Origin of the sequence: Flavobacterium sp. 5 (assembly GCF_002813295.1) — a bacterium.
In the GTDB taxonomy this organism is placed as follows: Bacteria; Bacteroidota; Bacteroidia; order Flavobacteriales; family Flavobacteriaceae; genus Flavobacterium.
Genome location: NZ_PHUE01000001.1, coordinates 2,966,008 through 2,988,632 on the forward strand (window position 1 = coordinate 2,966,008; position 22,625 = coordinate 2,988,632).

Annotated in this window: 25 protein-coding genes; 13 read left to right on the forward strand and 12 right to left on the reverse strand. The window is 31.9% G+C overall.

From position 1 onward, the window contains the following. The first annotated feature begins 188 nt into the window (after window positions 1-188). Window positions 189-1,010, forward strand: coding sequence for a hypothetical protein (locus CLU82_RS12135; RefSeq protein ID WP_100843348.1), 822 nt, complete (start codon window positions 189-191; stop codon window positions 1,008-1,010). Here the strand turns inward: CLU82_RS12135 and CLU82_RS21155 are convergent. From CLU82_RS21155 to CLU82_RS12165, 6 genes are all read right to left on the reverse strand, one after another. After that, window positions 1,007-1,252, reverse strand: coding sequence for a hypothetical protein (locus tag CLU82_RS21155; RefSeq protein ID WP_369829021.1), 246 nt, complete (start codon window positions 1,250-1,252; stop codon window positions 1,007-1,009). The two genes, CLU82_RS12135 and CLU82_RS21155, sit on opposite strands and share 4 nt — an antisense overlap. Window positions 1,253-1,458: 206 nt before the next feature. Continuing rightward, window positions 1,459-2,364, reverse strand: a complete 906-nt coding sequence (locus tag CLU82_RS12145; RefSeq protein ID WP_100843350.1) for a TIGR01777 family oxidoreductase — start codon at window positions 2,362-2,364, stop codon at window positions 1,459-1,461. A 55-nt stretch (window positions 2,365-2,419) separates the two neighbouring features. Continuing rightward, window positions 2,420-2,794, reverse strand: coding sequence for a hypothetical protein (locus tag CLU82_RS12150; RefSeq protein ID WP_100843351.1), 375 nt, complete (start codon window positions 2,792-2,794; stop codon window positions 2,420-2,422). A gap of 19 nt (window positions 2,795-2,813) precedes the next feature. Beyond that, window positions 2,814-3,167, reverse strand: a complete 354-nt coding sequence (locus CLU82_RS12155) for a hypothetical protein (protein WP_369829022.1) — start codon at window positions 3,165-3,167, stop codon at window positions 2,814-2,816. Next, window positions 3,151-3,876 carry a YqjF family protein gene (locus tag CLU82_RS12160; protein WP_100843352.1) on the reverse strand — a complete coding sequence of 242 codons (726 nt, stop codon included), beginning with the start codon at window positions 3,874-3,876 and terminating at the stop codon, window positions 3,151-3,153. Before CLU82_RS12160 ends, CLU82_RS12155 begins: the two co-directional genes overlap by 17 nt. A gap of 55 nt (window positions 3,877-3,931) precedes the next feature. After that, on the reverse strand, window positions 3,932-4,435 hold the full coding sequence (locus CLU82_RS12165) for a GbsR/MarR family transcriptional regulator (RefSeq protein WP_100843353.1): 504 nt from the start codon (window positions 4,433-4,435) through the stop codon (window positions 3,932-3,934). A 269-nt stretch (window positions 4,436-4,704) separates the two neighbouring features. Between CLU82_RS12165 and CLU82_RS12170 the strand changes: the two genes are divergently transcribed. Together CLU82_RS12170 and CLU82_RS12175 are read left to right on the forward strand one after the other, a co-directional pair. Then, complete coding sequence (locus CLU82_RS12170) at window positions 4,705-5,547, forward strand: endonuclease/exonuclease/phosphatase family protein (protein ID WP_100843354.1); 843 nt, start codon at window positions 4,705-4,707, stop codon at window positions 5,545-5,547. A gap of 162 nt (window positions 5,548-5,709) precedes the next feature. Continuing rightward, the gene (locus CLU82_RS12175) at window positions 5,710-6,543 is read left to right on the forward strand and encodes an IS982 family transposase (RefSeq protein ID WP_198520270.1); all 834 of its coding nucleotides are present in this window, start codon (window positions 5,710-5,712) and stop codon (window positions 6,541-6,543) included. Window positions 6,544-6,681: 138 nt separating this feature from the next. Here CLU82_RS12175 and CLU82_RS12180 read toward each other — a convergent pair whose 3' ends face one another. From CLU82_RS12180 to CLU82_RS12195, 4 genes are all read right to left on the reverse strand, one after another. After that, window positions 6,682-8,709, reverse strand: coding sequence for a M3 family metallopeptidase (locus CLU82_RS12180; RefSeq protein WP_100843356.1), 2,028 nt, complete (start codon window positions 8,707-8,709; stop codon window positions 6,682-6,684). Between the two features lie 279 nt (window positions 8,710-8,988). Continuing rightward, window positions 8,989-9,474: a 5-(carboxyamino)imidazole ribonucleotide mutase gene (gene purE / locus CLU82_RS12185; protein WP_100845020.1), complete on the reverse strand. Its 486-nt coding sequence runs from the start codon at window positions 9,472-9,474 to the stop codon at window positions 8,989-8,991. 63 nt (window positions 9,475-9,537) lie between these two features. Continuing rightward, window positions 9,538-10,695, reverse strand: coding sequence for a 5-(carboxyamino)imidazole ribonucleotide synthase (locus tag CLU82_RS12190; RefSeq protein ID WP_100843357.1), 1,158 nt, complete (start codon window positions 10,693-10,695; stop codon window positions 9,538-9,540). An 80-nt stretch (window positions 10,696-10,775) separates the two neighbouring features. Further along, window positions 10,776-11,324 (reverse strand): hypothetical protein, encoded by a 549-nt coding sequence (locus tag CLU82_RS12195; protein ID WP_369829023.1) that lies wholly within the window; start codon window positions 11,322-11,324, stop codon window positions 10,776-10,778. 89 nt (window positions 11,325-11,413) lie between these two features. Here CLU82_RS12195 and hpt point away from each other — a divergent pair, with 89 nt between their 5' ends. The 5 genes from hpt (at window position 11,414) to CLU82_RS12220 (ending at window position 16,171) form a co-directional block, all read left to right on the forward strand. Further along, window positions 11,414-11,944, forward strand: a complete 531-nt coding sequence (gene hpt / locus CLU82_RS12200) for a hypoxanthine phosphoribosyltransferase (RefSeq protein WP_100843358.1) — start codon at window positions 11,414-11,416, stop codon at window positions 11,942-11,944. A gap of 33 nt (window positions 11,945-11,977) precedes the next feature. Then, the gene (locus tag CLU82_RS12205) at window positions 11,978-12,550 is read left to right on the forward strand and encodes an adenylate kinase (RefSeq protein ID WP_100843359.1); all 573 of its coding nucleotides are present in this window, start codon (window positions 11,978-11,980) and stop codon (window positions 12,548-12,550) included. A 250-nt stretch (window positions 12,551-12,800) separates the two neighbouring features. Beyond that, window positions 12,801-14,024, forward strand: coding sequence for a hemolysin family protein (locus tag CLU82_RS12210; RefSeq protein ID WP_232735243.1), 1,224 nt, complete (start codon window positions 12,801-12,803; stop codon window positions 14,022-14,024). Between the two features lie 80 nt (window positions 14,025-14,104). Further along, window positions 14,105-15,106 carry a GTPase ObgE gene (obgE, locus tag CLU82_RS12215; protein ID WP_100843361.1) on the forward strand — a complete coding sequence of 334 codons (1,002 nt, stop codon included), beginning with the start codon at window positions 14,105-14,107 and terminating at the stop codon, window positions 15,104-15,106. Window positions 15,107-15,826: 720 nt separating this feature from the next. Next, window positions 15,827-16,171 carry a hypothetical protein gene (locus tag CLU82_RS12220; protein ID WP_100843362.1) on the forward strand — a complete coding sequence of 115 codons (345 nt, stop codon included), beginning with the start codon at window positions 15,827-15,829 and terminating at the stop codon, window positions 16,169-16,171. Between the two features lie 479 nt (window positions 16,172-16,650). Here CLU82_RS12220 and CLU82_RS12225 read toward each other — a convergent pair whose 3' ends face one another. Beyond that, the gene (locus tag CLU82_RS12225; protein WP_100843363.1) at window positions 16,651-17,640 is read right to left on the reverse strand and encodes a glycosyltransferase family protein; all 990 of its coding nucleotides are present in this window, start codon (window positions 17,638-17,640) and stop codon (window positions 16,651-16,653) included. Between the two features lie 15 nt (window positions 17,641-17,655). After that, window positions 17,656-18,471: a UDP-2,3-diacylglucosamine diphosphatase gene (locus CLU82_RS12230; protein WP_100843364.1), complete on the reverse strand. Its 816-nt coding sequence runs from the start codon at window positions 18,469-18,471 to the stop codon at window positions 17,656-17,658. Window positions 18,472-18,735: 264 nt separating this feature from the next. Between CLU82_RS12230 and CLU82_RS12235 the strand changes: the two genes are divergently transcribed. The 5 genes from CLU82_RS12235 to CLU82_RS12255 all read left to right on the forward strand — a co-directional run bounded on the left by CLU82_RS12235 (window position 18,736) and on the right by CLU82_RS12255 (window position 22,613). Beyond that, the gene (locus CLU82_RS12235; protein WP_232735244.1) at window positions 18,736-19,380 is read left to right on the forward strand and encodes a lipopolysaccharide assembly protein LapB; all 645 of its coding nucleotides are present in this window, start codon (window positions 18,736-18,738) and stop codon (window positions 19,378-19,380) included. 35 nt (window positions 19,381-19,415) lie between these two features. Continuing rightward, the gene (gene murC / locus CLU82_RS12240) at window positions 19,416-20,771 is read left to right on the forward strand and encodes a UDP-N-acetylmuramate--L-alanine ligase (RefSeq protein WP_100843366.1); all 1,356 of its coding nucleotides are present in this window, start codon (window positions 19,416-19,418) and stop codon (window positions 20,769-20,771) included. Window positions 20,772-20,904: 133 nt separating this feature from the next. Further along, a complete protein-coding gene (gene radC / locus CLU82_RS12245; RefSeq protein ID WP_100843367.1) occupies window positions 20,905-21,597 on the forward strand; it encodes a DNA repair protein RadC in 693 nt (230 codons plus the stop codon). 54 nt (window positions 21,598-21,651) lie between these two features. Next, on the forward strand, window positions 21,652-22,155 hold the full coding sequence (locus CLU82_RS12250) for an antitoxin Xre/MbcA/ParS toxin-binding domain-containing protein (protein ID WP_100843368.1): 504 nt from the start codon (window positions 21,652-21,654) through the stop codon (window positions 22,153-22,155). Then, complete coding sequence (locus CLU82_RS12255) at window positions 22,155-22,613, forward strand: RES family NAD+ phosphorylase (RefSeq protein WP_100843369.1); 459 nt, start codon at window positions 22,155-22,157, stop codon at window positions 22,611-22,613. Before CLU82_RS12250 ends, CLU82_RS12255 begins: the two co-directional genes overlap by 1 nt. Window positions 22,614-22,625: the final 12 nt, after the last annotated feature.

A 22,625-nucleotide genomic window follows, 5' to 3' on the forward strand; every position in this document is an offset into this window, starting at 1 on the left:
AATTTGCAAAGTATATCTTCATTGAAATCAAGATTATACAGGGTTTGTTACATTTTATAGTAAATGTGTTGTTTTTTTGTGGCGCAAAATTAAGTATTATTAATAATTTATTGGGTATTTTTAACGTCAATTTTTGTGAAATTTATAACTAAAGAGTTGATTTGTTAATAATTGATTAGATTTAAGGGATGAAAGTATTGAAGCAGCTATTAGATTTTTACTTGAACTGTAGTATTCATACAGCTTTGTTATGTTATGCAATGGTACAAATTACATTTCATGTGTTTCATATTCAGTATGATGAATCAATGGCTTTGTTCGCTTTTTTTGGAACAATTGTAGGGTATAATTTTGTTAAATATGATGCATTGGTTCGGGTGAAAAAATATCCTGTAGGAAGTCCATTAAAATTCATCGCTCTTTTGAGTTTGGTTTCATTTATTCTGGTTGGTTATTATTTTTTTCAACTAAAACGAATTACTCAAATTGTTTCGTTTGGAATTTTGGCTTTAACGGCATTGTACACACTTCCTTTTTTTCCAAATAGGAGAAATGCCAGAAACTGGGCAGGAGTTAAGATTTATATAGTAGCTATTTGTTGGGTAGGAGCAACCTTGGTTTTGCCATTAATTAATGCAGAGATTCCGTTTTCTTCAGATTTTTTTATAAAATGTATCCAACGATTTATTTTGTTTTTTGTAATGATTCTTGTTTTCGAAATTATTGATCTAGCAAAAGACGACCCGTACTTACAAACAGTACCACAAAAGATAGGAGTGAAGCGAACGAAAATTTTAGGTTTGTTACTATTGATTCCATTTTGTTTATTAGAGTTTTTGATTTCAACATTTAATTATAGTGACCTTTTCATTAATATTATAATGGTAATAATATTATGTTTGTTCATCATATTTGCTAATACAAGCCGATCGAAATATTATACTTATGTTTGGGTAGAATCTGTGCCTATTTTTTGGTGGCTGATGATCGTTTTTCAGAGTAATTTCTAACTGTTTTCAGCAGTTTCTTTTAGAATTTTGTTTCTAAGCAAAAGAAATTGTGTTAAGTGCTTTTTCAAAAATAAAACATCAAATAACTTTCCAAAAACATCAAATGGAGTTTCATATTGCAATTCATCTGTCATAATTGTAAATCCGTTTTCTTCGCCAAAAAAATGTTCATGTTTGAAGGTTTTAAATTTCCCTTCTTCCATTTCATCTACAAAATAGTCATACAAATCCATTGCGGTCATTCGACTTTTGTGAGTTAAATAAAAGCCGAAATGTTTGCCTCTCCAAGTTACAGTTTCGTTATAATTGATTAAACCTGAAGTTACTCCTGCAATTGCTTTTTCTTTCGTTTTACTCGCGGATTTTTGATGAAAATCAATATCTCTTGCGGTGTCAAAAACGATTTGTTTTGAGGCTTTTATTTTGTGACTGGTTTATTGTTGTCATATTAAATTAGATTTTTCAATGCCTTTTCTAAAGTATCGAATTCAAATTGAAATCCATTTTTCTGTAATCGTTTCGGAATTACATTTCTGCTTTTTAAAACTAATTCTGCCTGAGTTCTAATAAATATAGAGCCCAATTTTAATAAAGGTTCACTTAAAGGAATTCCAAATGGAACACCAACAGCTTTTCGTAATAATGCCATGAAATTCTTATTAGCAATTGGTTTTGGAGAAACAAGATTCACAACTCCTGTCATTTGTTTTTCGATTATAAAATCAATAGCTCGTGCAAAATCAACTTCATGAATCCAACTTACAAATTGATTCCCTTTTCCTTGTTTTCCACCGAATCCAAATTTTGCTAAATTTTTTAGTGGAATAAGTGCTCCTCCATTTTTACCTAAAACAATAGAAGTTCGTAAAGCCGTTTTTAAGGTATTTGGAGTTTCTATTTTAAAAAATGATTTTTCCCAGGACTGAGCAACATTCATAGAAAAATCATTTCCAATTTCGCCATCAATTTCATCCATTTCTTTGTCTAAAGAAAAACGATAAATAGTTGAAGTTGACGAATTCAGCCAATGTTTTGGAGGATTTACGCAATTTAATACGGCTTGATTTAAAACCTTCGTGCTTTCTATTCGAGATAGTAAAATTTCCTTTTTGTTTTTCTTTGTGTAGCGGCAATCAACTGATTTTCCAGTGAGGTTTATTAAAACAGAAGCATTTTCTAATTCGTTTTCCCAGCCTGACAAAGTTTTCGCGTCCCAATTGACGCACTTTATAGTACCACAGGATTTGTTATTTCCTCTGGTAAGAATTACAATTTCGTCGAATTTATCTTTAAAATGATTTAGTAAGCTTTGACCTAAAAAACCTGTTCCTGCGGCGATAATAAGTTTGTTCATTTTGTTAAGTGTTAAACCTAACAGATTTTAAAACCTGTTAGGTTTCGTTAGGTAATTAAGCTTCAACTACAGACAGTGTTTCTTTAGCTTTTCTTTTTCCTCTAAAGAAAAAGTATAAATTTAGAAATAACATTATACCTAAATAAATAGTAAAGCCTCCAATTTTATAGCTTAATTGTTCTATCAAAAGTTGATAACTGTCCTCGTACATATTTAGCTCTAAAATCATTAAAGCAAATCCCAGATTAAGTAGATAAAATCCAGTTTCGAAAAGTTTGTTAGTAGCATCTGCAATTTCTTCACGGCCTTTAAAAATATCGAGCATATAGACTTTACTGTTTTTGAAAAGTGTTCTTGAAACATAGTAAGTCAAGAATAAAGCTATTGGTAAATAAATTGCATAACCGATTAAAGTTTTTGTAGTTTCCATAATTATAAGTATTAAAATGTTATTTAATTAATTTGTGAATGTATTTGGTTAGTATTATAATGTTTGTGTAATGCAATGTTGAAATAATGAAAATAATAATGGCTGTCTTTATAGCAATAACTTCTATGAGATGATTTACTGAAAGAATTTTTTCCCATGAAATCAATGTCATTGCGCAATAGCCAATGTTTAAAAGATAATAAGCCATTAATAAAACCTGATTGATTTTTTGACAAACTGCTTCATGATTCGGAATCAGTTCGGCGACATAAACATTTCCGTTTTTATAGCATATTTTTCCAACTTTTATAATGATTAAAATCGTTATGGTGAGGTAAATGAAATATCCGATGATGTTAAGATTGATGTTCATGATGTATCGTTTTTTTATTTTCGACTTTTATTTTAGAACCATTAGCTAAGAAAACAGATATCGGTTTTGCGTTTTGTAAAACAGCAAAATCATCTCCGTAATTTTTTTGAAAATCAACTTTTAGCATGAAGTTTTCGACTTCTAATTGTTCCCATCTTGGATGTTTAACTTCATATTCAAAAGTGGTATTATTGTTATATTTTGTATAACCAAAATAATGTTCTGTTATAAACTCAGCTTCAGAATCTACCATGATTTCTTTAAATTCTTTTTGAGTTTCTAATTTAATTGTATTCCATTTTCTATCCACTTTCCATTGATAAATAAATGTTTTTGTGTCTTCATTTTCAATGATTTTATGTCTCATTTTTCGAGTTTCATAATGTTCACGATACAAGCTGTTCGCGATAAAAGTGATGGCTCTTTTAGGGACAATTTCTTTTATAAAAACAACACCGCGTTTCCATTCTCCATTTTCAAAGCGTTTTACATAAAACCGAAGATTTACTTCTTCAAAATCAATATGAAATGGAATTTTAAGACCTAATATTTTTGTTTCTTTAAACATAAAACCTACTAAACTGACATAACATTTGTCATTCCAGATATCTAATTCTGTTCCAGTAGGAAGATAATTTTCTAATATTTGAGCATCAATTTCATAATTAATTAGTGTTAAATTTTTCCATATTGCGTTTAAGAAACTCATAGTTATTGATTGTTTTAAACTTTCAGAAAAAAATGAAAGTTTTGATTAAATTTTTTTACTTCATAATTTTTAGAACCAAACGCCCTAGCCAGTTTTCATTAAATTCGGTTATTTTATCGAGCATATTATCAGCTTTTAAAACAAAATCATACAGTTTGGTAGTCTGATCTACAAAGTGTTTTTCTTCTGCTGAATCTTTTGCTTCAATCGAAGAGACTTCTTTTAATATTTTAAGAGCAGGTTTGATTTCTCTCTTACTTCTTTCTCTAGAAATTTTTGAAGCTAATTCGTCTAAATCTTTTTCGGCAGTAAAAAACTCTCTTCTTTCTCCTGCTTTATATTCTTTGTAAACAATTCCCCAATCCATCAAAGCTCTCAAATTCATACTAGCATTTCCACGAGAAATCTGTAATTCGTCCATAATGTCTTCCATAGAAACTGCTTCGTTGGAAACCATTAATAAAGCATGAATCTGAGCCATGGTTTTATTAATTCCCCATTGAGAACCTAAAGCTCCCCATGTTTGAACGAATTTATTTTTTGCTTCTTTGAATTCCATTTTAGAATTGTTTTCTTTTGATAAGTCAAAGATAAATAAAAGTTTTTAAACTTTCAAAAATAAATGAAAGTTTATTTTAGAATTAAAATATTTATAACTGAATTTTTATTTAAAAGTAGAAATATGCTAAAGTTAACATTAGAGTTAATTTGTCTTCGGTTTCAACAAAGTTGTATGTTGATGCTGTTTAATTTTATATATTTATAATGTAAATTGGTTACGGTTGATTAATATTGATGTGATTTATAAACCTTAAATATTTAAAAATAATGTTTAAACAAAAAGTTCTTTTAGCCGCTTGTCTTAGTGTAATGAGTCTTTTTTTAAATGCTCAAACTTTAAAAATAATGACCTGTAATATCCGACTTGATATAGCTTCGGATGGAGAAAATGACTGGGCACATCGAAAAGATTTTTTTAATTCACAAATCCAATTTTATGCTCCGGATGTTTTTGGGATTCAGGAAGCAAAACCAAACCAGGTTCTAGATATTTCAGCTGCACTTCCGCAATATAGTTATGTGGGAATGGGAAGAGAAGGAATAGGAAAAGGAGAAGCTTCTAATGTTTTTTATAATAAAGAAAAATTCAAATTGATTGAGTCTAATACCTTTTGGCTATCCGAAACACCAGATGAAATTTCTAAAGGCTGGGATGCAGCCTACAACAGGGTTTGTACCTATGCGCTTTTAAAAAATAAACAGAACAATAAGTTGATTTGGATTTTTAACACGCATTTGGATCACGTTGGAGAGCAAGCAAGAACAAAAGGATTAGAACTTATACTTACACGAATCGAAAAATTAAATAAAAATAAATATCCTGTTATTTTGATGGGAGATTTTAATTCAGAACCCGAAGCAGATCGGATTATTGCGTTAAAAAATAAGATGAATGATGCCAGAACAATTTCGAAGGAAAAGCCTTTTGGACCCTATGGAACTTTTAATGATTTTAAATACAATGAAGCAACAAAACTTTTAATTGATTATATCTTTTTATCCAAAGGAAATACAATTACAGTTAATAAATATGCTGTTCTCTCAGATGCCAAAGAATTGAGATATCCTTCAGACCATTTTCCAGTTTTTGTCGAAATTAATTGGAAGTAAAAATAGGTATTAACCCGTTGGGTGTAATTATTTGAAGTAAAAAATAGGGATTAGATATTGTTCAAGATACTGAAATTCAGTATCTTGATGTCGCTAAACAATACAATATCTATGTCAAATATAGTAAAAAATTATCTAAGAGTTTTAGAAGTTATAAGTTCGTTGAATTGTGAATTAGAATTCAAATCAGGTATCGGAAGAAAAGATAAAATGTCTGATTTAGAAGTTGTTGCATTGAGTTTAACCGCTGAATTTATGTCAATTGACAGCGAAAATTCACTTTTCAAACAGCTAAATTCTAATGAAATTCCAAATCTAATAGAACGAAGTCAATTCAATAAAAGAAGGAGGAAATTGTTTTTATTTTCTGAAGAAATTAGAATTAAACTAGCATCTTATTTTCTTGATTTTGAAGATTATTTTATTGTGGATAGCATGCCATTAGAAATCTGTAAATTTTCTCGTCATAACCGAATCAAAATCTGTAAAAATGAATTTGAAACTGCACCTACAAAAGGATTTTGTGCTTCTCAAAACAGCTGGTTTTATGGTTATAAACTTCATGGAGTTTGTTCAATTACTGGAGTTTTTCATTCATTAGATATTACAAAAGCAGAAGTTCATGATGTAAATTTTTTAAAAAACATAAAACAACAAATGTCTGATTGTGTGATTCTTGGGGATAGAGGATATCTGTCAGAAACGATTCAATTGGATTTATTTCAAACAGTAAATATCAAATTGGAAACACCAAAACGAATTAATCAAAAAAATTATAAACCACAACCGTATATTTTTAGAAAATCAAGAAAAAGAATCGAAACATTATTTTCTCAATTATGCGACCAATTTTTAATCAGAAGAAATTATGCAAAAACTTTTGAAGGATTTAAAACTAGAATATTGGCAAAAATAGCATCATTAACATTAATACAATATGTCAATAAATTTATATTTGACAGACCAATAAATAATATTAAAAATCAAATAATTTAATTGCACCCAACGGGTGGTATTAATAAAAAAAGCTGTCTTTTACGACAGCTTTTTAGTTTATGTATATTAGTTGTAACTTTTTTAATGAAGCAGAAAATCAATTTCAATGTTAAAATGAAATTTCGATTAACAAAAAAATTATAAAAGCCCAGCTCTCTTTAACAATGCATCTGGTTTTGGCTCTTGTCCTCTAAAACGCTTGTATAAAATCATTGGATGTTCTGTTCCTCCTTTTGAAAGTAAATTATCTTTAAATTTATCTGCTACTTCCTTATTGAAAATTCCTTTTTCTTGGAAATAAGCAAATGCATCGGCATCCAAAACTTCAGCCCATTTATAGCTGTAATATCCAGAAGAATAACCTCCTTGAAATATATGTGAAAAAGCAGTACTCATTGCATTTTCTTTTACATCAGGATACAATTGAGTAGATTTAAATTGTTCAGTTTCAAAAGCTTTTAAATCAGTAATATTAGTCGGATCTTGTCCATGCCAAGCCATATCCAACAATCCAAAACTCAATTGGCGCATAGTTGCCAATCCTTCTTGAAAACTAGCACTTTCTTTGATTTTTTCTACATATTCTTGTGGAATCACTTCGCCAGTTTCATAATGATGGGCGAATAACGCCAAAGCTTCTGGTTCGTAACACCAATTTTCCATAATCTGACTTGGTAATTCTACAAAATCCCAATAAACTGATGTTCCTGATAAATTCGGATAAGTTGTATTGGCTAACATTCCGTGTAAACCGTGTCCAAATTCGTGGAATAAGGTTGTCACTTCATTAAAAGTCAAAAGTGATGGTTTGGTTTCAGTAGGTTTTGTAAAGTTGCAAACATTCGAAATGTGTGGTCTTTCGTTTGTACCGTCTTTGATGTATTGAGATTTGAATGAAGTCATCCAAGCACCATTTCTTTTACCTTTTCTTGGAAAGAAATCAGCATAGAAAACAGCAACCAATTCGTTATTTTGATCGGTTACTTCATAAGTAGTCACTTCTTCGTGGTATTTGTCAATGTCAAAAACTTCTGTAAAAGTTAATCCGTATAATTTGCCTGCAATAGTAAAAGCTCCGTTCAGAACCTTTTCTAATTGAAAGTAAGGTTTAAGTTTTTCATCGTCTAAATTGAATAATTGTTGTTTCAATTTTTCAGAATAATAAGCGCCATCCCATTTCTCAAGTTGTTCGATTCCATCTAATTTTTTGGCGAAAGCCGATAATTGATCAAATTCTTTTTGTGCAGCTGGTTTTGCTTTAGCTAATAAATCATTCGAAAAAGATAAAACTTTCTCAGGACTTTCGGCCATACGTTCTTCAAGGACAAAATGAGCATGAGTTTTATATCCCAAAAGATTGGCTCTGTCAAAACGTAATTTGGCTATTTTTAAAACTATTTCTTGGTTGTCTAATTCATTGTTCTGAAAACATCTGGCACCAAAAGCAATAGCCATTTTTTTGCGTAATTCTCTATTGTCAGCATAAGTTACAAACGGAATGTAACTCGGATGATCTAAGGTAAAAATCCAACCTTCTTTTTTTTGCTCTTTCGCTAATGAGCGAGCCGCTTCGATTGTACCTTCTGGTAATCCTGCTAAATCCTTTTCATCAGTTAAGTGTAATTCGAAAGCATTGGTTTCTGCCAAAACATTTTCGCCAAATTGTAAACTCAATTTCGATAATTCTTTGTCTATCTCTCGCAACTGGTTTTTTTTATCCTCAGCTAAATTTGCTCCGTTTCTAGAAAAACTTTTGTATTGTTTGTCTAGGAGTGTCGTTTGTTCAGGATTTAAAATCAAAGAATCTTTTTGATCATAAACGGTTTTAACTCTTGCGAATAAATCTGCGTTTAGTGTAACGTCATTTCCAAATTCAGATAACAAAGGAGAAACTTCTTGAGCAATTTTTTGCATTTCATCGCTTGTTTCTGCCGAGTTTAAATTAAAAAAGATATTAGAAATTCGGTCTAAAGTGTCTCCGCTAAAAGATAAAGTTTCAATTGTATTTTCAAAAGTAGGATTCTCTGCATTGTTAACAATGGCATCAATTTCGGCTTTTGCTAAATCAATTGCTTCTTGGAAGGCAGGAAAATAATTTTCGTTTTTTATGTTAGAAAATGGCGCTGTGTCAAGCTTTGTGTCAAATTTTTGAAGTAAAATATTCATAGTTCCAGAGTCTGTTTTGTTACAAATAATTGGTTGCCATGTTTTTATGTTTGAAAAAAAAACAAGAAAAATTTATTTATTTTTTGAGTAGTGTGTATTTTGTCGATTATTTATGTACTTTTGCCGAATAATTAATTGATGCATAAATTAATTAATTAAGTCGAAAATACAAAACTCTTTTTGTCCCCAAATCAAAAGAAAATTATATTGATAATACTAAATTTCCCCGAGTTTAGGATTCTACAATATCAAAAAAGCTCCTTTTTTCAGGAGCTTTTTTTATTTATTCAAATTTTCAGAAGATTTGTAAACAGCTTCTTTAAGACCTTCTTTGTAAGAAATGATTTTGTCTAAAATAGTTTTGTCTGCACTTCCTATGATTTGAGCAGCAAGGATTCCAGCGTTTTTAGCACCGTTTAATGCTACGGTTGCAACAGGAACACCTCCAGGCATTTGCAAAATTGACAAAACACTATCCCAACCATCAATGGAGTTGCTTGATTTTACAGGAACACCAATTACAGGAAGCGGAGACATAGAGGCTACCATTCCAGGTAAATGTGCCGCTCCACCAGCTCCAGCAATAATTACAGAAATACCAAGAGTGTGAGCATTTTTACTGAAATCAAATAATTTTTCTGGTGTTCTGTGTGCCGAAACAATATCAACTTCGGTTTCTATTCCAAATTCTTTTAATATGTCTATAGCATCCTGCATGACTGGCATGTCTGAGATACTTCCCATGATTATGGCTACTTTGCTCATTGTTTTGTTTTTTAACACAGATTACACAGACTTAAATAAAATCAAATCTGTGGTAATTTGTCTTTATTTATTACTGATTACTTTTATTGTATTCTTTACATCCTCAGCAATTCTTCTTGCTTCGGCCATGTTTTCATTTACTATGGTTACATGTCCCATTTTTCTAAAAGGACGCGTTTGTTTTTTTCCGTAAATGTGAGGTGTAACACCATTCCAGCCTAAAATAGTTTCGATATTTTTGTAAATTACATCTCCAAAAAAACCTTCGGCACCAACTAAATTTACCATGATTCCAGCAACTTTACTTTCAGTATTCCCTAAAGGTAAATCCATAATTGCCCGCAAATGATTTTCAAATTGGGAAGTATAACTGGCTTCAATACTATAATGACCAGAGTTGTGTGGGCGAGGAGCTACCTCGTTTACTAGGATTTCGTCGTTTTCGGTTTGGAACATTTCTACTGCCAAAAGACCAACATGATTAAATTGTTGTGAAACATTCAAGGCAATTGCTCTGGCTTTTTCGGCTACTTTTTCGTCTATTCGAGCAGGACAAATTACATATTCTACCTGATTGGCTTCTGGATGGAATTCCATTTCTACAACTGGATAGGTTTTAATTTCTCCTTTTGGATTGCGGCATACAATTACAGCCAATTCATTTTTGAAAGGCACCATTGTTTCTGCAATACATTCTACATTGGGTAAATTTTCCAAATCAGATGTTTGTCTTATGATTTTTACACCATTGCCATCATATCCAAATTCGGTACATTTCCATACAAAAGGAAGCTGAATATTAGATTCGACTAAATCAACTACCAAGTCTTTTAAAGTCGCATATCTTTTAAAAGGAGCTGTTGGAATGTTATTTTGTATATAAAAATCCTTCTGAACGCCTTTGTTTTGAATAAGTTTCAAAGTTTTTGGAGAAGGATATATTTTTTTGCCTTCGTTTTCTAATTTTTCTAATGCATCAAGATTTACCAACTCAATCTCGAAAGTTAAAACGTCAACTTGCTTCCCAAAATTATAAACGGTGTCAAAATCCATCAAATCGCCTTGAACAAAATAGTTACATGCGATTTTGCTGGGAGCCTCATTGCTTGGATCTAAAACGTAAGTTTGTATGTCAAATTTTCGGGTGTCAAACAATAGCATTTTGCCTAATTGTCCGCCACCTAAGATTCCTAATTTAAAATCAGAAGAAAAATAATTCATTGCGATTGTATTTACTTTGTCTGCTCAGCACATTGCCTAGCATTTGCAAAGATACTTTTTCCTAATTGATTAAGAAAATGCTATTTTATTTTCTTCAAAACTTCTTTGGCTACAGCCTTATAAGCGGCACTATGATTTGGGAAATCTTTGGTAATTATAATTTTTAGTTCAGGATGTATCCAATCATAATACTGACCCAAAAGATATAAAGTGCGAATCGAATAAGCTTTGGTTGCTACTTTGACATCATTAATCAGCCAATCAAAAGAGCTTTCGATGATTGCTTCCAAATGTTTTTCGGTAAGCGGTATTTCCTTCTTTTTATAATGAGATAATACTAAAAGCTGACAAATTTTTGATATTGGCCGTATTGAACTTTCGTCTTTTAGGTTTTTGATATTGGAACAAAAAAAATCCAAATAATCTTCAAGCCATTCTAATTTTTGGTAGCATACAAATTCTAGAATCCAACAGGCTTTTGAAGAATTTTTATCCAAAACCTGAAAAGAAAGTCGAATTAATTCAGTAAAAAGTTCTGAATTTTCGAGTACTTCATCAGCATATTTTTGTCTGTTGGCTCTATGCCCAGTCACATATTCTAATTTTTTTTGAAATTCAGTAAGCATCATCTGTAAATTTGATTGAAAAGTACAAATCAATTTACAATTGTCAAAAGTGAAATCCCTATCTTTGCCAAATATTTTTAAAACACTAAACTGTGATACAACTACACGATAAACAATTTGTTCCGTTTATTTCGGCCAAAGAGATAAACTTCGCTTTAGAAAAAATGGTAGCACAAATAGAAGACGATTTTTTTGACGAAACACCAATTTTTATTGGAGTCTTAAACGGTTCTTTTATGGTAGTTTCCGATTTTTTAAAATTATACAAGAAACCATGTGAAGTTTCTTTTATCAAATTAGCTTCTTACGAAGGAACATCTTCTACCGATTCGGTTAAGCAATTAATCGGTTTAAATCAGGATTTAACGGGTAGAACCGTAATTGTTTTAGAGGATATTATCGATACTGGAAACACTTTAGAGGAATTAAAACACTTGTTCAAAAGTCAAAATGTTAAGCATTTTAAAATTGCTACACTTTTTTTCAAACCAGAAGCTTTCAAAAAAGATATAAAAATCGACTATGTTGGAATACGAATTCCTAACAAATTTATTGTTGGTTTTGGATTGGATTACGATGGTTTAGGTAGAAATTTACCTGAAGTGTATCAATTAAAAGAGTAACTAAAAATAGTAAAAACCATATATAAAAAAGGAATGATCAATATTGTTTTATTTGGAAAGCCAGGAGCAGGAAAAGGAACTCAGGCAGAATTTTTAAAAGAAAAATACAATTTACAACACATTTCAACAGGAGATGTTTTTCGTTATAATTTAAAAAATGACACTCCATTAGGTAAAGAAGCTAGAGTCTTTATGGATGCTGGAGATTTAGTTCCAGACGAATTAACCACAAAAATGCTTATTGACGAAGTAAACAAGCACTTGGATTCAAACGGAATTTTATTCGACGGATATCCAAGAACTATTGGTCAAGCCGAAGCATTGGATGCGTTTTTGCCAACTATTGGTTCAAAAGTTGCAGCAACAGTAGCGCTAGAAGCCGATGATAATATATTAGTAGCTAGATTATTGGAAAGAGGAAAAACTAGTGGAAGAATTGACGATCAAGACGAAGAAAAAATCAGAAATCGTTATCAGGAATATAATGAAAAAACGGCTCCGCTAATTGGATATTACAAAGAGCAAAATAAGTTTCATGCTGTAAACGGAATAGGAACTATTCAAGAAATTACAGAAAGACTTACAGCAGTTATCGATAATTTATAGGAGCAATCTCCAGCTGTACGTTACAAGTCACAGCCATAAAATAACTATTTTTCTATGTCATAAAAGGAGCTTCCGCTGGTCGCTCTTTTATGACAAGAAAAATTAGTTTTTTATAGCCATGAGCTTTCCACTACCATCTGGGCTAAAAAATAACAACAGGATTTGAAAGAATCCAAAATATAAACGAACAACCAAAACATTGGAAATAGTAATAATATTTTTTCTAATACTCTTAAACGGGGTTTTCTCTATGTCTGAAATCGCATTGATTTCGGCACGAAAAAACAGATTGGAAACCGCTGCCAAAAAAGGCAACAAAAATGCCCAAATCGCTTTAGATTTAGCTAATTCGCCTAATAAATTTTTGTCAACAGTACAAATAGGAATTACTCTTATTGGAATCCTGACAGGTATTTTTAGTGGAGACAAAATTACTTCCGATGTAGAAACATTCGTAAAAGGATTTCATGTATTGATTCCTTATGCGCATTCAATAGCTGTAGGGATTGTTGTGGTAACATTGACATTCTTTTCTTTGGTATTAGGAGAATTGTTTCCAAAAAGAATTGGTTTAAACTACCCCGAAGGAATTGCAAAAGCTGTTGCTATGCCGATGAAAATAATTTCGATAGTTACCGCACCTTTTATATGGCTGTTAACGACTTCGACCGATTTTCTGTTGGATGTTTTGCGAATAAAACCTACCGCAGATGGAAAAGTAACCGAGGAAGAGATAAAAGCCATCATCAAAGAAGGAACCGAAGGAGGAGAAGTTCAGGAAATAGAACAAGATATCGTAGAACGTGTTTTTCATATTGGTGATAGAAAAATCAATTCGTTGATGACCCATAGAAAATCAGTTATGATGCTGCCTTTGCATGCCGATAAAAGCAAGGTAAGAGAATTTATGATTCAAGAACTGCACTCTATTTATCCAGTTTATAACGAAAACCATGATGATATTGTTGGAGTAGTCAATTTGAAAAATATCTTTGCTAATGTTGATAATGACAATTTTAATTTAGCCGAAATTATGACTGAAGCTCCGTTTATGATGGAGCAAACGACTGCTTATAAAGCGTTGGAACAATTTAAAAAATCAGGAATTCATTATGCATTGGTTTCCGATGAATATGGTGTTTTTCAAGGAATCATTACGTTGAATGATATTTTGGAAGCCTTGGTTGGAAATGCATCTGATTTTTATAAAGATGATTTTAAATTAATCGAAAGAGAGGATGGAACCTGGATGGTAGATGGACATTATTCGCTACACGATTTCCTTACTTATTTTGAATTGGATGATTTGATAAATGATTATGAAGTGACCACGGTAAGTGGATTAATAATGACCGAATTGGCTCATATCCCGAAAGAAGGAGAAAAGTTGATTTGGCAAAAATTTGTGTTGGAGGTCATCGACATGGATGGCGTGAAGATTGATAAAGTAATGGTGAAAGCCTTAAAACAATAGTTATCAGTATTTAGTTTTTGGGATTCAGTTATTAAACTGACAACTAAAAACGGATTGCTGATTGCTGAAAATTAAAGAAAATGACAGAAGGGAATTTTGTAGATTACGTAAAAATTTATGTTTCATCCGGTAAAGGAGGAAAGGGGTCTACGCATTTGCATAGAGAAAAATTTATTCAATATGGTGGTCCTGATGGTGGAGATGGTGGTCGTGGTGGACACGTTTATTTGGTAGGAAACAAGGCACTTTGGACTTTGTTTCACTTAAAATTTGCTCGTCATATCAAAGCGGGTTACGGTGGTGATGGAAGTGGTGATAGAAGTACAGGAGCAGATGGTGAAGATAAATACATCGAAGTTCCGTTAGGGACTGTTGTAAAAGATAAAGAAACAGGTGAAACTTTATTCGAAATCACAGATGACGGAGAGAAACAAGTGCTGTGTCGTGGTGGAAAAGGTGGTTTAGGAAACTGGCACTTTAGAAGTTCAACAAATCAAACGCCAAGATATTCTCAACCGGGTTTACCTGGTGTAGAAATGGATGTGATTCTGGAACTTAAAGTTCTTGCCGATGTTGGTTTGGTAGGTTTTCCTAATGCTGGAAAATCAACTTTATTATCAGTGTTGACATCTGCAAAACCAAAAATTGCTGATTATCCTTTTACAACTTTAAAACCAAACCTTGGAATCGTTGCTTACAGAGATTTTCAATCGTTTGTAATTGCAGATATTCCTGGAATTATTGAAGGTGCTGCCGAAGGAAAAGGATTGGGTCATTATTTCTTACGTCATATTGAGCGTAACTCAACGTTGTTGTTTTTAGTTCCTGTTGATACTCCAAATATTAAAGAAGAGTATGATATTTTGGTAAATGAATTGACGAAGTACAATCCCGAAATGCTAGATAAAGAGCGTTTGTTAGTGATTTCGAAAATGGATATGCTGGATGATGAATTGAAAGCAGAATTAAAAACGCAATTAGACGAAGATTTCAAAGAGACTCCTTATATGTTTATTTCATCCGTTGCCCAACAAGGATTGACTGAATTGAAAGACAAGCTTTGGAAAATGCTTAATGAATAACAATCTAAGTTTTATATACAAAAGGTGTTCTAGTGATAGAGCACCTTTTTTTGTTCGACTAGGTACTATTGTAGTAGAACTTTACATAATTTTATATATTAGCAGGATAGCAGTAAATGTTACTCAGTAGTGAGTATATAATAGTTAACGAGAATACCAAACCGGAATAGTTAAAATCAGAACCAAAATGAATATAGGCATAGCAACTTTAGCAACGTTTATTTTAGCTTTATTTTTAGCTTTAATTGGAGGTTATATTTCATGTTTTTTCACTTCGAAGTCCAAAAAGCGATTGGAAATATTGTTTTAGCCATGAGAAAAGATTTGCTTGGAAAAACAAATTTGACATTTAAAATTTTTCAATATACAGACGTTATAGATAGAAATTGACCAGCTAGTGTGAGCTTCTAGCTCTTATCAATAATCATCTCTTGTCCTAAAATAAGTTTTACAAAAGTAATTATTTTATTAAGATTACGGAGCTACTAACGGAGATTCCTCCTTCGTCGGAATGACAATATTGTGGTTAATCTTTGAGTAGAAAAAGTCGTGATGGATTTTATACAAACTTTTTTCAACAGACTATTGCGTAAAGAAAACACAAGTAGCTCGTCAATATTGTCATTCCGACGAAGGAGGAATCTCCGTTAGAAACTCTTGCCAGCAGCGGAAAAGTTTGAGTTAACATATCATAGAACATGAATAATACCAACAACCAAAATGAATAACTATAACTTTAACAACAAAAAATTTGCACTAATTCAAAATACTGAAAGTGGAGAAGTAAACTCGGAAACTGTTTTTGAATATAGTCAAGATGGTAATCTTGTAACTGCCGACTATTTTGGCGGAACTATAAAATATGGTAAAATTATAGCTGACTTGAAAGGCGATGAATTGAATATGTTGTATCAATGTTTGACAACAGACAATTTATTGAAAGCTGGCAAAGCTATTGCAAAAATCTCTTTGACAGACAGCGGGAAAATAAAATTGAGTTTAAATTGGGAATGGCTGACAGACGGAAGCGAAAAAGGGAAATCTGAATACATAGAAGTCGAATAATTATTCCCCCGTAAGTTGAAACTTTGATTCAACTAAAGAATAAAAAAGAGGTTATTTCACAACTTGTGAAATAACCTCTTTTTTATTGCTTTTATATAAATAGACTATACAATTAGTATAGTTTAATTATACTTTTTATATAAATAAATTATACGTTTAATATAAATGAATTATACCTTTTGTATAATTTAATTATCCAATTAGTATAATTAAATTATACTTTTTATATAAATGAATTATACTTTTCGTATAATTTAATTATACCTTCTATATAAATGAATTATACTTTTAATATAATTGTGCTATACCATTTGTATGATTTTGGTAATTATATAGATTAGTAATCCTTCCAAAAATGCAAAATTCTTACTAACTAGCCCTGATGGAAGCGGCATCCCCGCTTTTTCTGCGGGAATATAGCGGACAGCAGGAACCCATATTTCCTGAAAATGCCTTATGTTTCGCTCCTTTAAATACTTTTAGTCGTTATACATATCAAATAGATATTCTAAGGTTTCAGGAATGTTGTTGGCTTTCATAGTTGGGTATTTTACTCTGGAATTGAGCCAGTTTTCGATAACTAAATAAAAGTCATCTGCGACATCATAAACTACTGGAACGCCTAGTTTTTTGAGAGCTGCAGCATTGCATTCCTGTTCGTAATGCTGACGAATAGGAATGGAGAGTATTTTTTTGCCAAGATATAAAGCTTCGGATGGGGTTTCGAATCCACCGCCTGTAATGATTCCTTCGCAGTTGATAAGGCTTTTATTAAAATAGTCTTGGTTGACAGGGTAATACGTGATGTTTTTTACGGTGTGTTTGGTTTTTATATCATTTAGAAACCAATGAAACGATAAATTAGGAAGTTTGTTGAATGCTTTTTCTAAACAATCCTTCTGGAAGGAAGGCAGATAAACAGTGATGTGACCCTTGTTTTTGGGATTGGCATTTATGATTTCATCTTTGATAACGGGTGGGAAAATAAAATCGTCATATTTGTCAAAATGCAGACCAATATTCTTTGGCGAAGGTGCATAGTGTTTTAGAATCATTTCGCCCATGACGCTTTTCTTTTCGGGTCTGGGAGTGTGAGGAGATATAAAACTGGCTTGATGACCAAATTGTACGGAATGTACTTTTTGCATTTTGCACGCCAACGCAGTAATCGAATCAAAATCGTTGATAACCACATCGTAATTTTTTAGCGGTAATATATCGGCATCTTTATAGATTTGTCTTGGTTTGACATTCCTGACAATGTCCCAATAATTCAAACCGCCACATTTACTGTAATGCAAGCTGCAACCTTCGCTTTTGAATTTTATGGGCAAATTAATATCGAGCGTTGCATTGTTGCCACTAAGGAAAAAATCGACTTCGCCATATTTTTGTAGATAGGGATATAATTGAATGGCTCTGCTGATGTGTCCATTGCCTGTTGCCTGAATAGCGTAAAATATTTTCATTTCTGTATATTTTGTTTAGGAGAGTATTTTGTTTACAATGTCGCTTACTGCTTTATCATCTTGGCTGTCTGATTCGGTGTAATGCTCCCTGTTATAATGGTAAAGACTCCATTTTTGTTTTTTATATTCTAATGCAGTAAGGTTTTCGATCCAATCGCCACTATTTAGATACATTACACTTCCATGTTCGTTGACGATTTCTTTCATTTGTGGTTTGTGAATGTGTCCACAAACGACATAACTGTATTTTTTTTGGATGGCGATTTCGGCAGCTGTGGTTTCAAAATTAGAGACAAAAGAAACAGCTTTCTTGACACTGTCTTTTATCATTTTGGAGTAGCTTCTTTTTTCTTTGCCTAAAAGTCCCAAAAACCAATTGATTAAACTGTTGATTAGAATTAGTAAATCATAGCCTTTTCCGCCTAGTTTGGCTAGTATTTTGGCATATCCTTGTGTAGAGGAATCGAATACATCTCCATGAAAAATCCACGTTTTTTTGCCGTCTAAATCCAAAATAACTTTGTCGACTAATTCGAAATTTCCTAAGATGAAATCAGAGTATTTTCGCAACGCTTCATCGTGATTTCCTGTAATATAGATTACTCGGGTGCCTTGATTTGACATTTTTATGATTTGTCTCAAGACATTCATATGTGATGCGGGAAAGTAACTTTTGGTGAAACTCCACATGTCGATGATGTCTCCATTTAAAACCAATGTTTGAGGATTTATTGATTTTAAATATTGCAATAATTCTTTGGCTTGACATCCGTAAGTGCCTAAATGAACGTCACTTATAACTACCAACGGAATTTTTCTTCTTCTTTTCATTTTTAGTTTTTACGAAAGTAAGACCGTTATGTTATTTCAATGTGTTTTTAGTATTATTTGTATATGAAAAAAACCGTCAAGTTTTTGGGATTAGGCTGTAGTTTTTTATTTTTAAAAAGAGGTGTAATAGAAGATTCAAATAGAGTACTAATTTTTACTTAAAACTAAATGATACTTGTTGCATTTTCTTAATTTTGGGGGATGAAAAAATCCCTGCTTCTATTCGTGTTATTTCCTTGGCTAATTTTTGGTCAAACTAACTTTATGAAAGGTGAAAAATTATTCAAAGAAGGGAAATTTGATGAGGCACAACCTCTTTTAGAAAATTACTTAAAAACCAATTCAAATCATCTTAGAACTTTAGAATATTTAGGCGATATTGCATCGCAAAATAAATATTGGGATAAGTCCTTAATTTATTATAAAAAACTAGAAAAGTTAAAGCCAACCGAAGCTAATTACTATTATAAATACGGAGGTGCTTTGGCGATGAAATCTCTGGGAGTCAATAAAATAAAGGCGTTAGGAATGATTGGCGAAGTGAGATCTTCGTTTGAAAAAGCTATAGAATTGAATCCAAAACATGTTGAAGCCAGATGGGCGCTGATCGAATTGAATTTGCAATTACCAGCAATAGTAGGCGGAAGTGAGTCTAAAGCAATTAAATATTCGTCTGAATTGCGTGAAATATCTCCAGTTGACGGGTATTTATCGTTAGGACATATTAATGAGTATTTTAATAGATATGCTGAGGCAGAAGTTCAATACAAAAGGGCTATTTTGATAGGGGGTTCTAAAATTTGTTATCAGGCATTGGCAGATTTTTATAAAAATAAAATGAAGCAACCAGAGAAAGCTAATATTGTTTGGGAAGAGTATAAAAATAAAAGTAATAAAGGAATCAAGTAATTGATTATTGAATAAAAGCACTATAAAGAGACTAAATGAGAACACATTTTATTGCCATAGGCGGAAGCGCAATGCACAACTTAGCATTGGCATTACACAATAAAGGATATCAAGTTACAGGGAGCGATGATGCTATTTTTGAGCCTTCAAAATCTCGTTTGGAGAAAAAAGGGATTTTACCTGTTGAATTAGGTTGGTTTCCTGAAAAAATTACTTCTGATATTGAAGCTGTAATTCTTGGAATGCATGCCAAAGCTGATAATCCAGAGCTTTTGAAAGCACAGGAATTAGGACTTAAAATTTATTCGTATCCTGAATTTTTATACGAGCAATCCAAAAATAAAACCCGCGTTGTTATTGGTGGCTCTCACGGAAAAACGACTATTACTTCGATGATTTTGCATGTAATGCATTATCATAATATTGAAGTAGATTATATGGTAGGGGCACAATTAGAAGGTTTTGATACAATGGTGCATCTTACCGAAGATAATGATTTTATGGTTTTGGAAGGGGATGAATATTTATCTTCGCCAATTGACAGAAGACCTAAATTTCATTTGTATCAGCCAAATATCGCTTTGATTTCTGGAATTGCCTGGGATCATATTAATGTTTTTCCAACCTATGATTTTTATGTAGAGCAGTTTGAAATCTTTATTGATAAAATTACTAATGGTGGAATTTTGGTTTACAATGAAGACGATTCTGAAGTAAAACGTGTTGCCGAAAAAGCAACTAATCCAATTCGAAAATTAGCATACCATACGCCAAAATATACTGTACAAGACGGTATAACTTTACTAGAAACTCCAGAAGGAGCAATGCCAATCGAAGTATTTGGAGCGCATAATTTGAATAATTTGGCGGGTGCCAAATGGATTTGTCAAAACATGGGAGTGGATGAAGCTGATTTCTATGAGGCAATTGCGAGTTTTAAAGGAGCTTCTAAACGTTTGGAAAAAATTGCAGAAGGAAAAGGGAAAGTTGCCTATAAAGATTTTGCACATTCACCAAGCAAAGTTGCTGCAACTACCAAAGCAGTAAAAGAACAATATCCAAATCGTACTGTTGTTGCTTGTTTAGAATTACATACTTATAGTAGTTTGAATGCAGAGTTCCTTAAAGAATACGAAGGTGCGCTTGAATATGCTGATGTTGCAGTTGTATTCTATTCACCTGATGCTGTAAAAATCAAACAATTAGAAGAAGTGACTTATGAGCAAATTTCGAAAGCTTTTAATAGAGAAGATTTGATTATTTATACTAATCCAAAAGATTTTAAAGACTATTTGTTTAATCTGAATTTAGAAAATTCGGCTTTATTATTGATGAGTTCTGGTAATTATGGAGGATTGAATTTTGATGAGGTAAAACAGTTAATATTATAAAATCTATTTTATAATATATCATAAGCCAATTGACATTTGTTGATTGGCTTTTTTTATAAAGACTATTTATTTTGAGGGATTTTTCTTGTTTTTGTTGTAGATTAGCAAAATCTAATTGTTAATTTGTATTTGAATGGAAACAACTAATTTCCCAATTAAACATTGGTCCGAAGATGATAAGCCTCGTGAAAAACTAATGCTTAAGGGTAAAAGCGTTTTGAGTGATGCCGAGCTGATCGCTATACTAATTGGTTCTGGAAGTAGAAACGAGTCGGCTGTAGATTTGAGTAAAAGGATTTTAGCAAGTGTAGATAATAATTTAAATGCTTTAGGGAAGTTGTCCATTGGGCAATTAATGATTTTTAAAGGTATTGGGGAGGCCAAAGCTATATCTATAATTGCTGCTATGGAGTTGGGTAGGCGAAGAAGAAGCGAAGAGGTTGTTGAGTTAACAAAAATAACTTCTAGTAAAGCAGTCTTTGAAGTGATGCAACCAATAATAGGAGAGTTGTCTCATGAAGAATTTTGGGTTTTGTTTTTAAATAATTCCAATAAAATACTTTTTAAAACGCAACTGAGTAAAGGAGGAATGACAGGAACTGTCGTTGATACTAGGATTGTATTTAAAATTGCTTTAGAACAAAATGCAACTTCCATCATTTTAGCGCACAACCATCCTTCGGGAAAATTGCAGGCCAGTGATGCTGATATTCAAATAACCAAAAAGATTAAAGTGGCTGGACAGCAATTGGATATTCCAGTTTTAGATCATATCATTATTACCGAAAGAGGTTATTATAGTTTTGTTGATGAAGGGATTTTTTAAAATAGTTGCACAATACAGACATTTGTCTTATATTTACAGTCAAATGTCTTTTTTATGGAAGCTATAAAATTAAAATCAGGAGAAGCTATTGATAAAGCCGTTAGGGCTTTGGTTAATAGAGTGGAGCAAGAACGAGGATATACCCTTTTAAATAAGAATATTACGTATGATGAGTTTCTAAAAAATAGAATGTTAATCGTACATGCTATTCGAGAAGGGATTTCGTATGATTTATTTAATTTGATAAAAGAAGTAACTCCTTTTAATGAAGAGGATTGGGCTTCTTTTTTAGGTATTTCTACCAAATCGCTTCAAAGAAATAAAATTAAAGATGATTTTATTTTTAAACCAATACAATCAGAAAAAATACTAGAATTAGCCGAAGTGACTTCTTTGGGAAACACTGTTTTTGATACTGAGGCACAATTTTATGTATGGCTTAACACGCCTTCATTTGCCCTTGGAAATTTGCAACCTATCGAATTACTCAAAGATTCTTATGGCAAAGAAATGGTAGTTAATGAATTGAATAAAATAGATCAAGGTATTTTTGTATAATGGAGGTTTTTCGACTGGCAAGAAAAAAATATCCTATTGAGTTATCGGGAAAAGGAGCTTCAATTTCGGGAGCACGTTGGAATTCAAAAGGAACAGAGATTATATATTGTGCTCAAAATAGAGCTTTAGCAATGGCTGAGGTTTTAGTTCATCTTTCATTGGCAATATTACCTAGTGATTTCGTGATGTTAACAATTGAAATTCCTGACGATGTTCTTGTTGAAATTTTAGATCTTAACACAATTAATATAGATTGGAATGTTTTTCCTTGTACCTTTGAAACACCTCTATTAGGGGATGATTTTATAAAACGAAATGAAGCTTGTATTTTAAAAGTTCCTTCGGCAGTAGTAAAAGGAGATTTTAATTTTCTAATTAATCCGCATCATATTGATTTTTCTAAAATCAGAATTATAGAACAAAACGATTTTCCTTTCGATAAACGAATTTTTAAATAATACTATTACATG

Bases quoted from the DNA above. Each gene is read 5' to 3' on its own strand.
- CLU82_RS12135 (WP_100843348.1), top strand. From the start codon at position 189: ATGAAAGTATTGAAGCAGCTATTAGATTTTTACTTGAACTGTAGTATT.
- CLU82_RS21155 (WP_369829021.1), bottom strand. From the start codon at position 1,252: ATGACCGCAATGGATTTGTATGACTATTTTGTAGATGAAATGGAAGAA.
- CLU82_RS12145 (WP_100843350.1), bottom strand. From the start codon at position 2,364: ATGAACAAACTTATTATCGCCGCAGGAACAGGTTTTTTAGGTCAAAGC.
- CLU82_RS12150 (WP_100843351.1), bottom strand. From the start codon at position 2,794: ATGGAAACTACAAAAACTTTAATCGGTTATGCAATTTATTTACCAATA.
- CLU82_RS12155 (WP_369829022.1), bottom strand. From the start codon at position 3,167: ATGAACATCAATCTTAACATCATCGGATATTTCATTTACCTCACCATA.
- CLU82_RS12160 (WP_100843352.1), bottom strand. From the start codon at position 3,876: ATGAGTTTCTTAAACGCAATATGGAAAAATTTAACACTAATTAATTAT.
- CLU82_RS12165 (WP_100843353.1), bottom strand. From the start codon at position 4,435: ATGGAATTCAAAGAAGCAAAAAATAAATTCGTTCAAACATGGGGAGCT.
- CLU82_RS12170 (WP_100843354.1), top strand. From the start codon at position 4,705: ATGTTTAAACAAAAAGTTCTTTTAGCCGCTTGTCTTAGTGTAATGAGT.
- CLU82_RS12180 (WP_100843356.1), bottom strand. From the start codon at position 8,709: ATGAATATTTTACTTCAAAAATTTGACACAAAGCTTGACACAGCGCCA.
- purE (WP_100845020.1), bottom strand. From the start codon at position 9,474: ATGAGCAAAGTAGCCATAATCATGGGAAGTATCTCAGACATGCCAGTC.
- CLU82_RS12190 (WP_100843357.1), bottom strand. From the start codon at position 10,695: ATGAATTATTTTTCTTCTGATTTTAAATTAGGAATCTTAGGTGGCGGA.
- CLU82_RS12195 (WP_369829023.1), bottom strand. From the start codon at position 11,324: ATGATGCTTACTGAATTTCAAAAAAAATTAGAATATGTGACTGGGCAT.
- CLU82_RS12205 (WP_100843359.1), top strand. From the start codon at position 11,978: ATGATCAATATTGTTTTATTTGGAAAGCCAGGAGCAGGAAAAGGAACT.
- CLU82_RS12210 (WP_232735243.1), top strand. From the start codon at position 12,801: ATGTCTGAAATCGCATTGATTTCGGCACGAAAAAACAGATTGGAAACC.
- obgE (WP_100843361.1), top strand. From the start codon at position 14,105: ATGACAGAAGGGAATTTTGTAGATTACGTAAAAATTTATGTTTCATCC.
- CLU82_RS12220 (WP_100843362.1), top strand. From the start codon at position 15,827: ATGAATAACTATAACTTTAACAACAAAAAATTTGCACTAATTCAAAAT.
- CLU82_RS12225 (WP_100843363.1), bottom strand. From the start codon at position 17,640: ATGAAAATATTTTACGCTATTCAGGCAACAGGCAATGGACACATCAGC.
- CLU82_RS12230 (WP_100843364.1), bottom strand. From the start codon at position 18,471: ATGAAAAGAAGAAGAAAAATTCCGTTGGTAGTTATAAGTGACGTTCAT.
- CLU82_RS12235 (WP_232735244.1), top strand. From the start codon at position 18,736: ATGAAAGGTGAAAAATTATTCAAAGAAGGGAAATTTGATGAGGCACAA.
- murC (WP_100843366.1), top strand. From the start codon at position 19,416: ATGAGAACACATTTTATTGCCATAGGCGGAAGCGCAATGCACAACTTA.
- radC (WP_100843367.1), top strand. From the start codon at position 20,905: ATGGAAACAACTAATTTCCCAATTAAACATTGGTCCGAAGATGATAAG.
- CLU82_RS12250 (WP_100843368.1), top strand. From the start codon at position 21,652: ATGGAAGCTATAAAATTAAAATCAGGAGAAGCTATTGATAAAGCCGTT.
- CLU82_RS12255 (WP_100843369.1), top strand. From the start codon at position 22,155: ATGGAGGTTTTTCGACTGGCAAGAAAAAAATATCCTATTGAGTTATCG.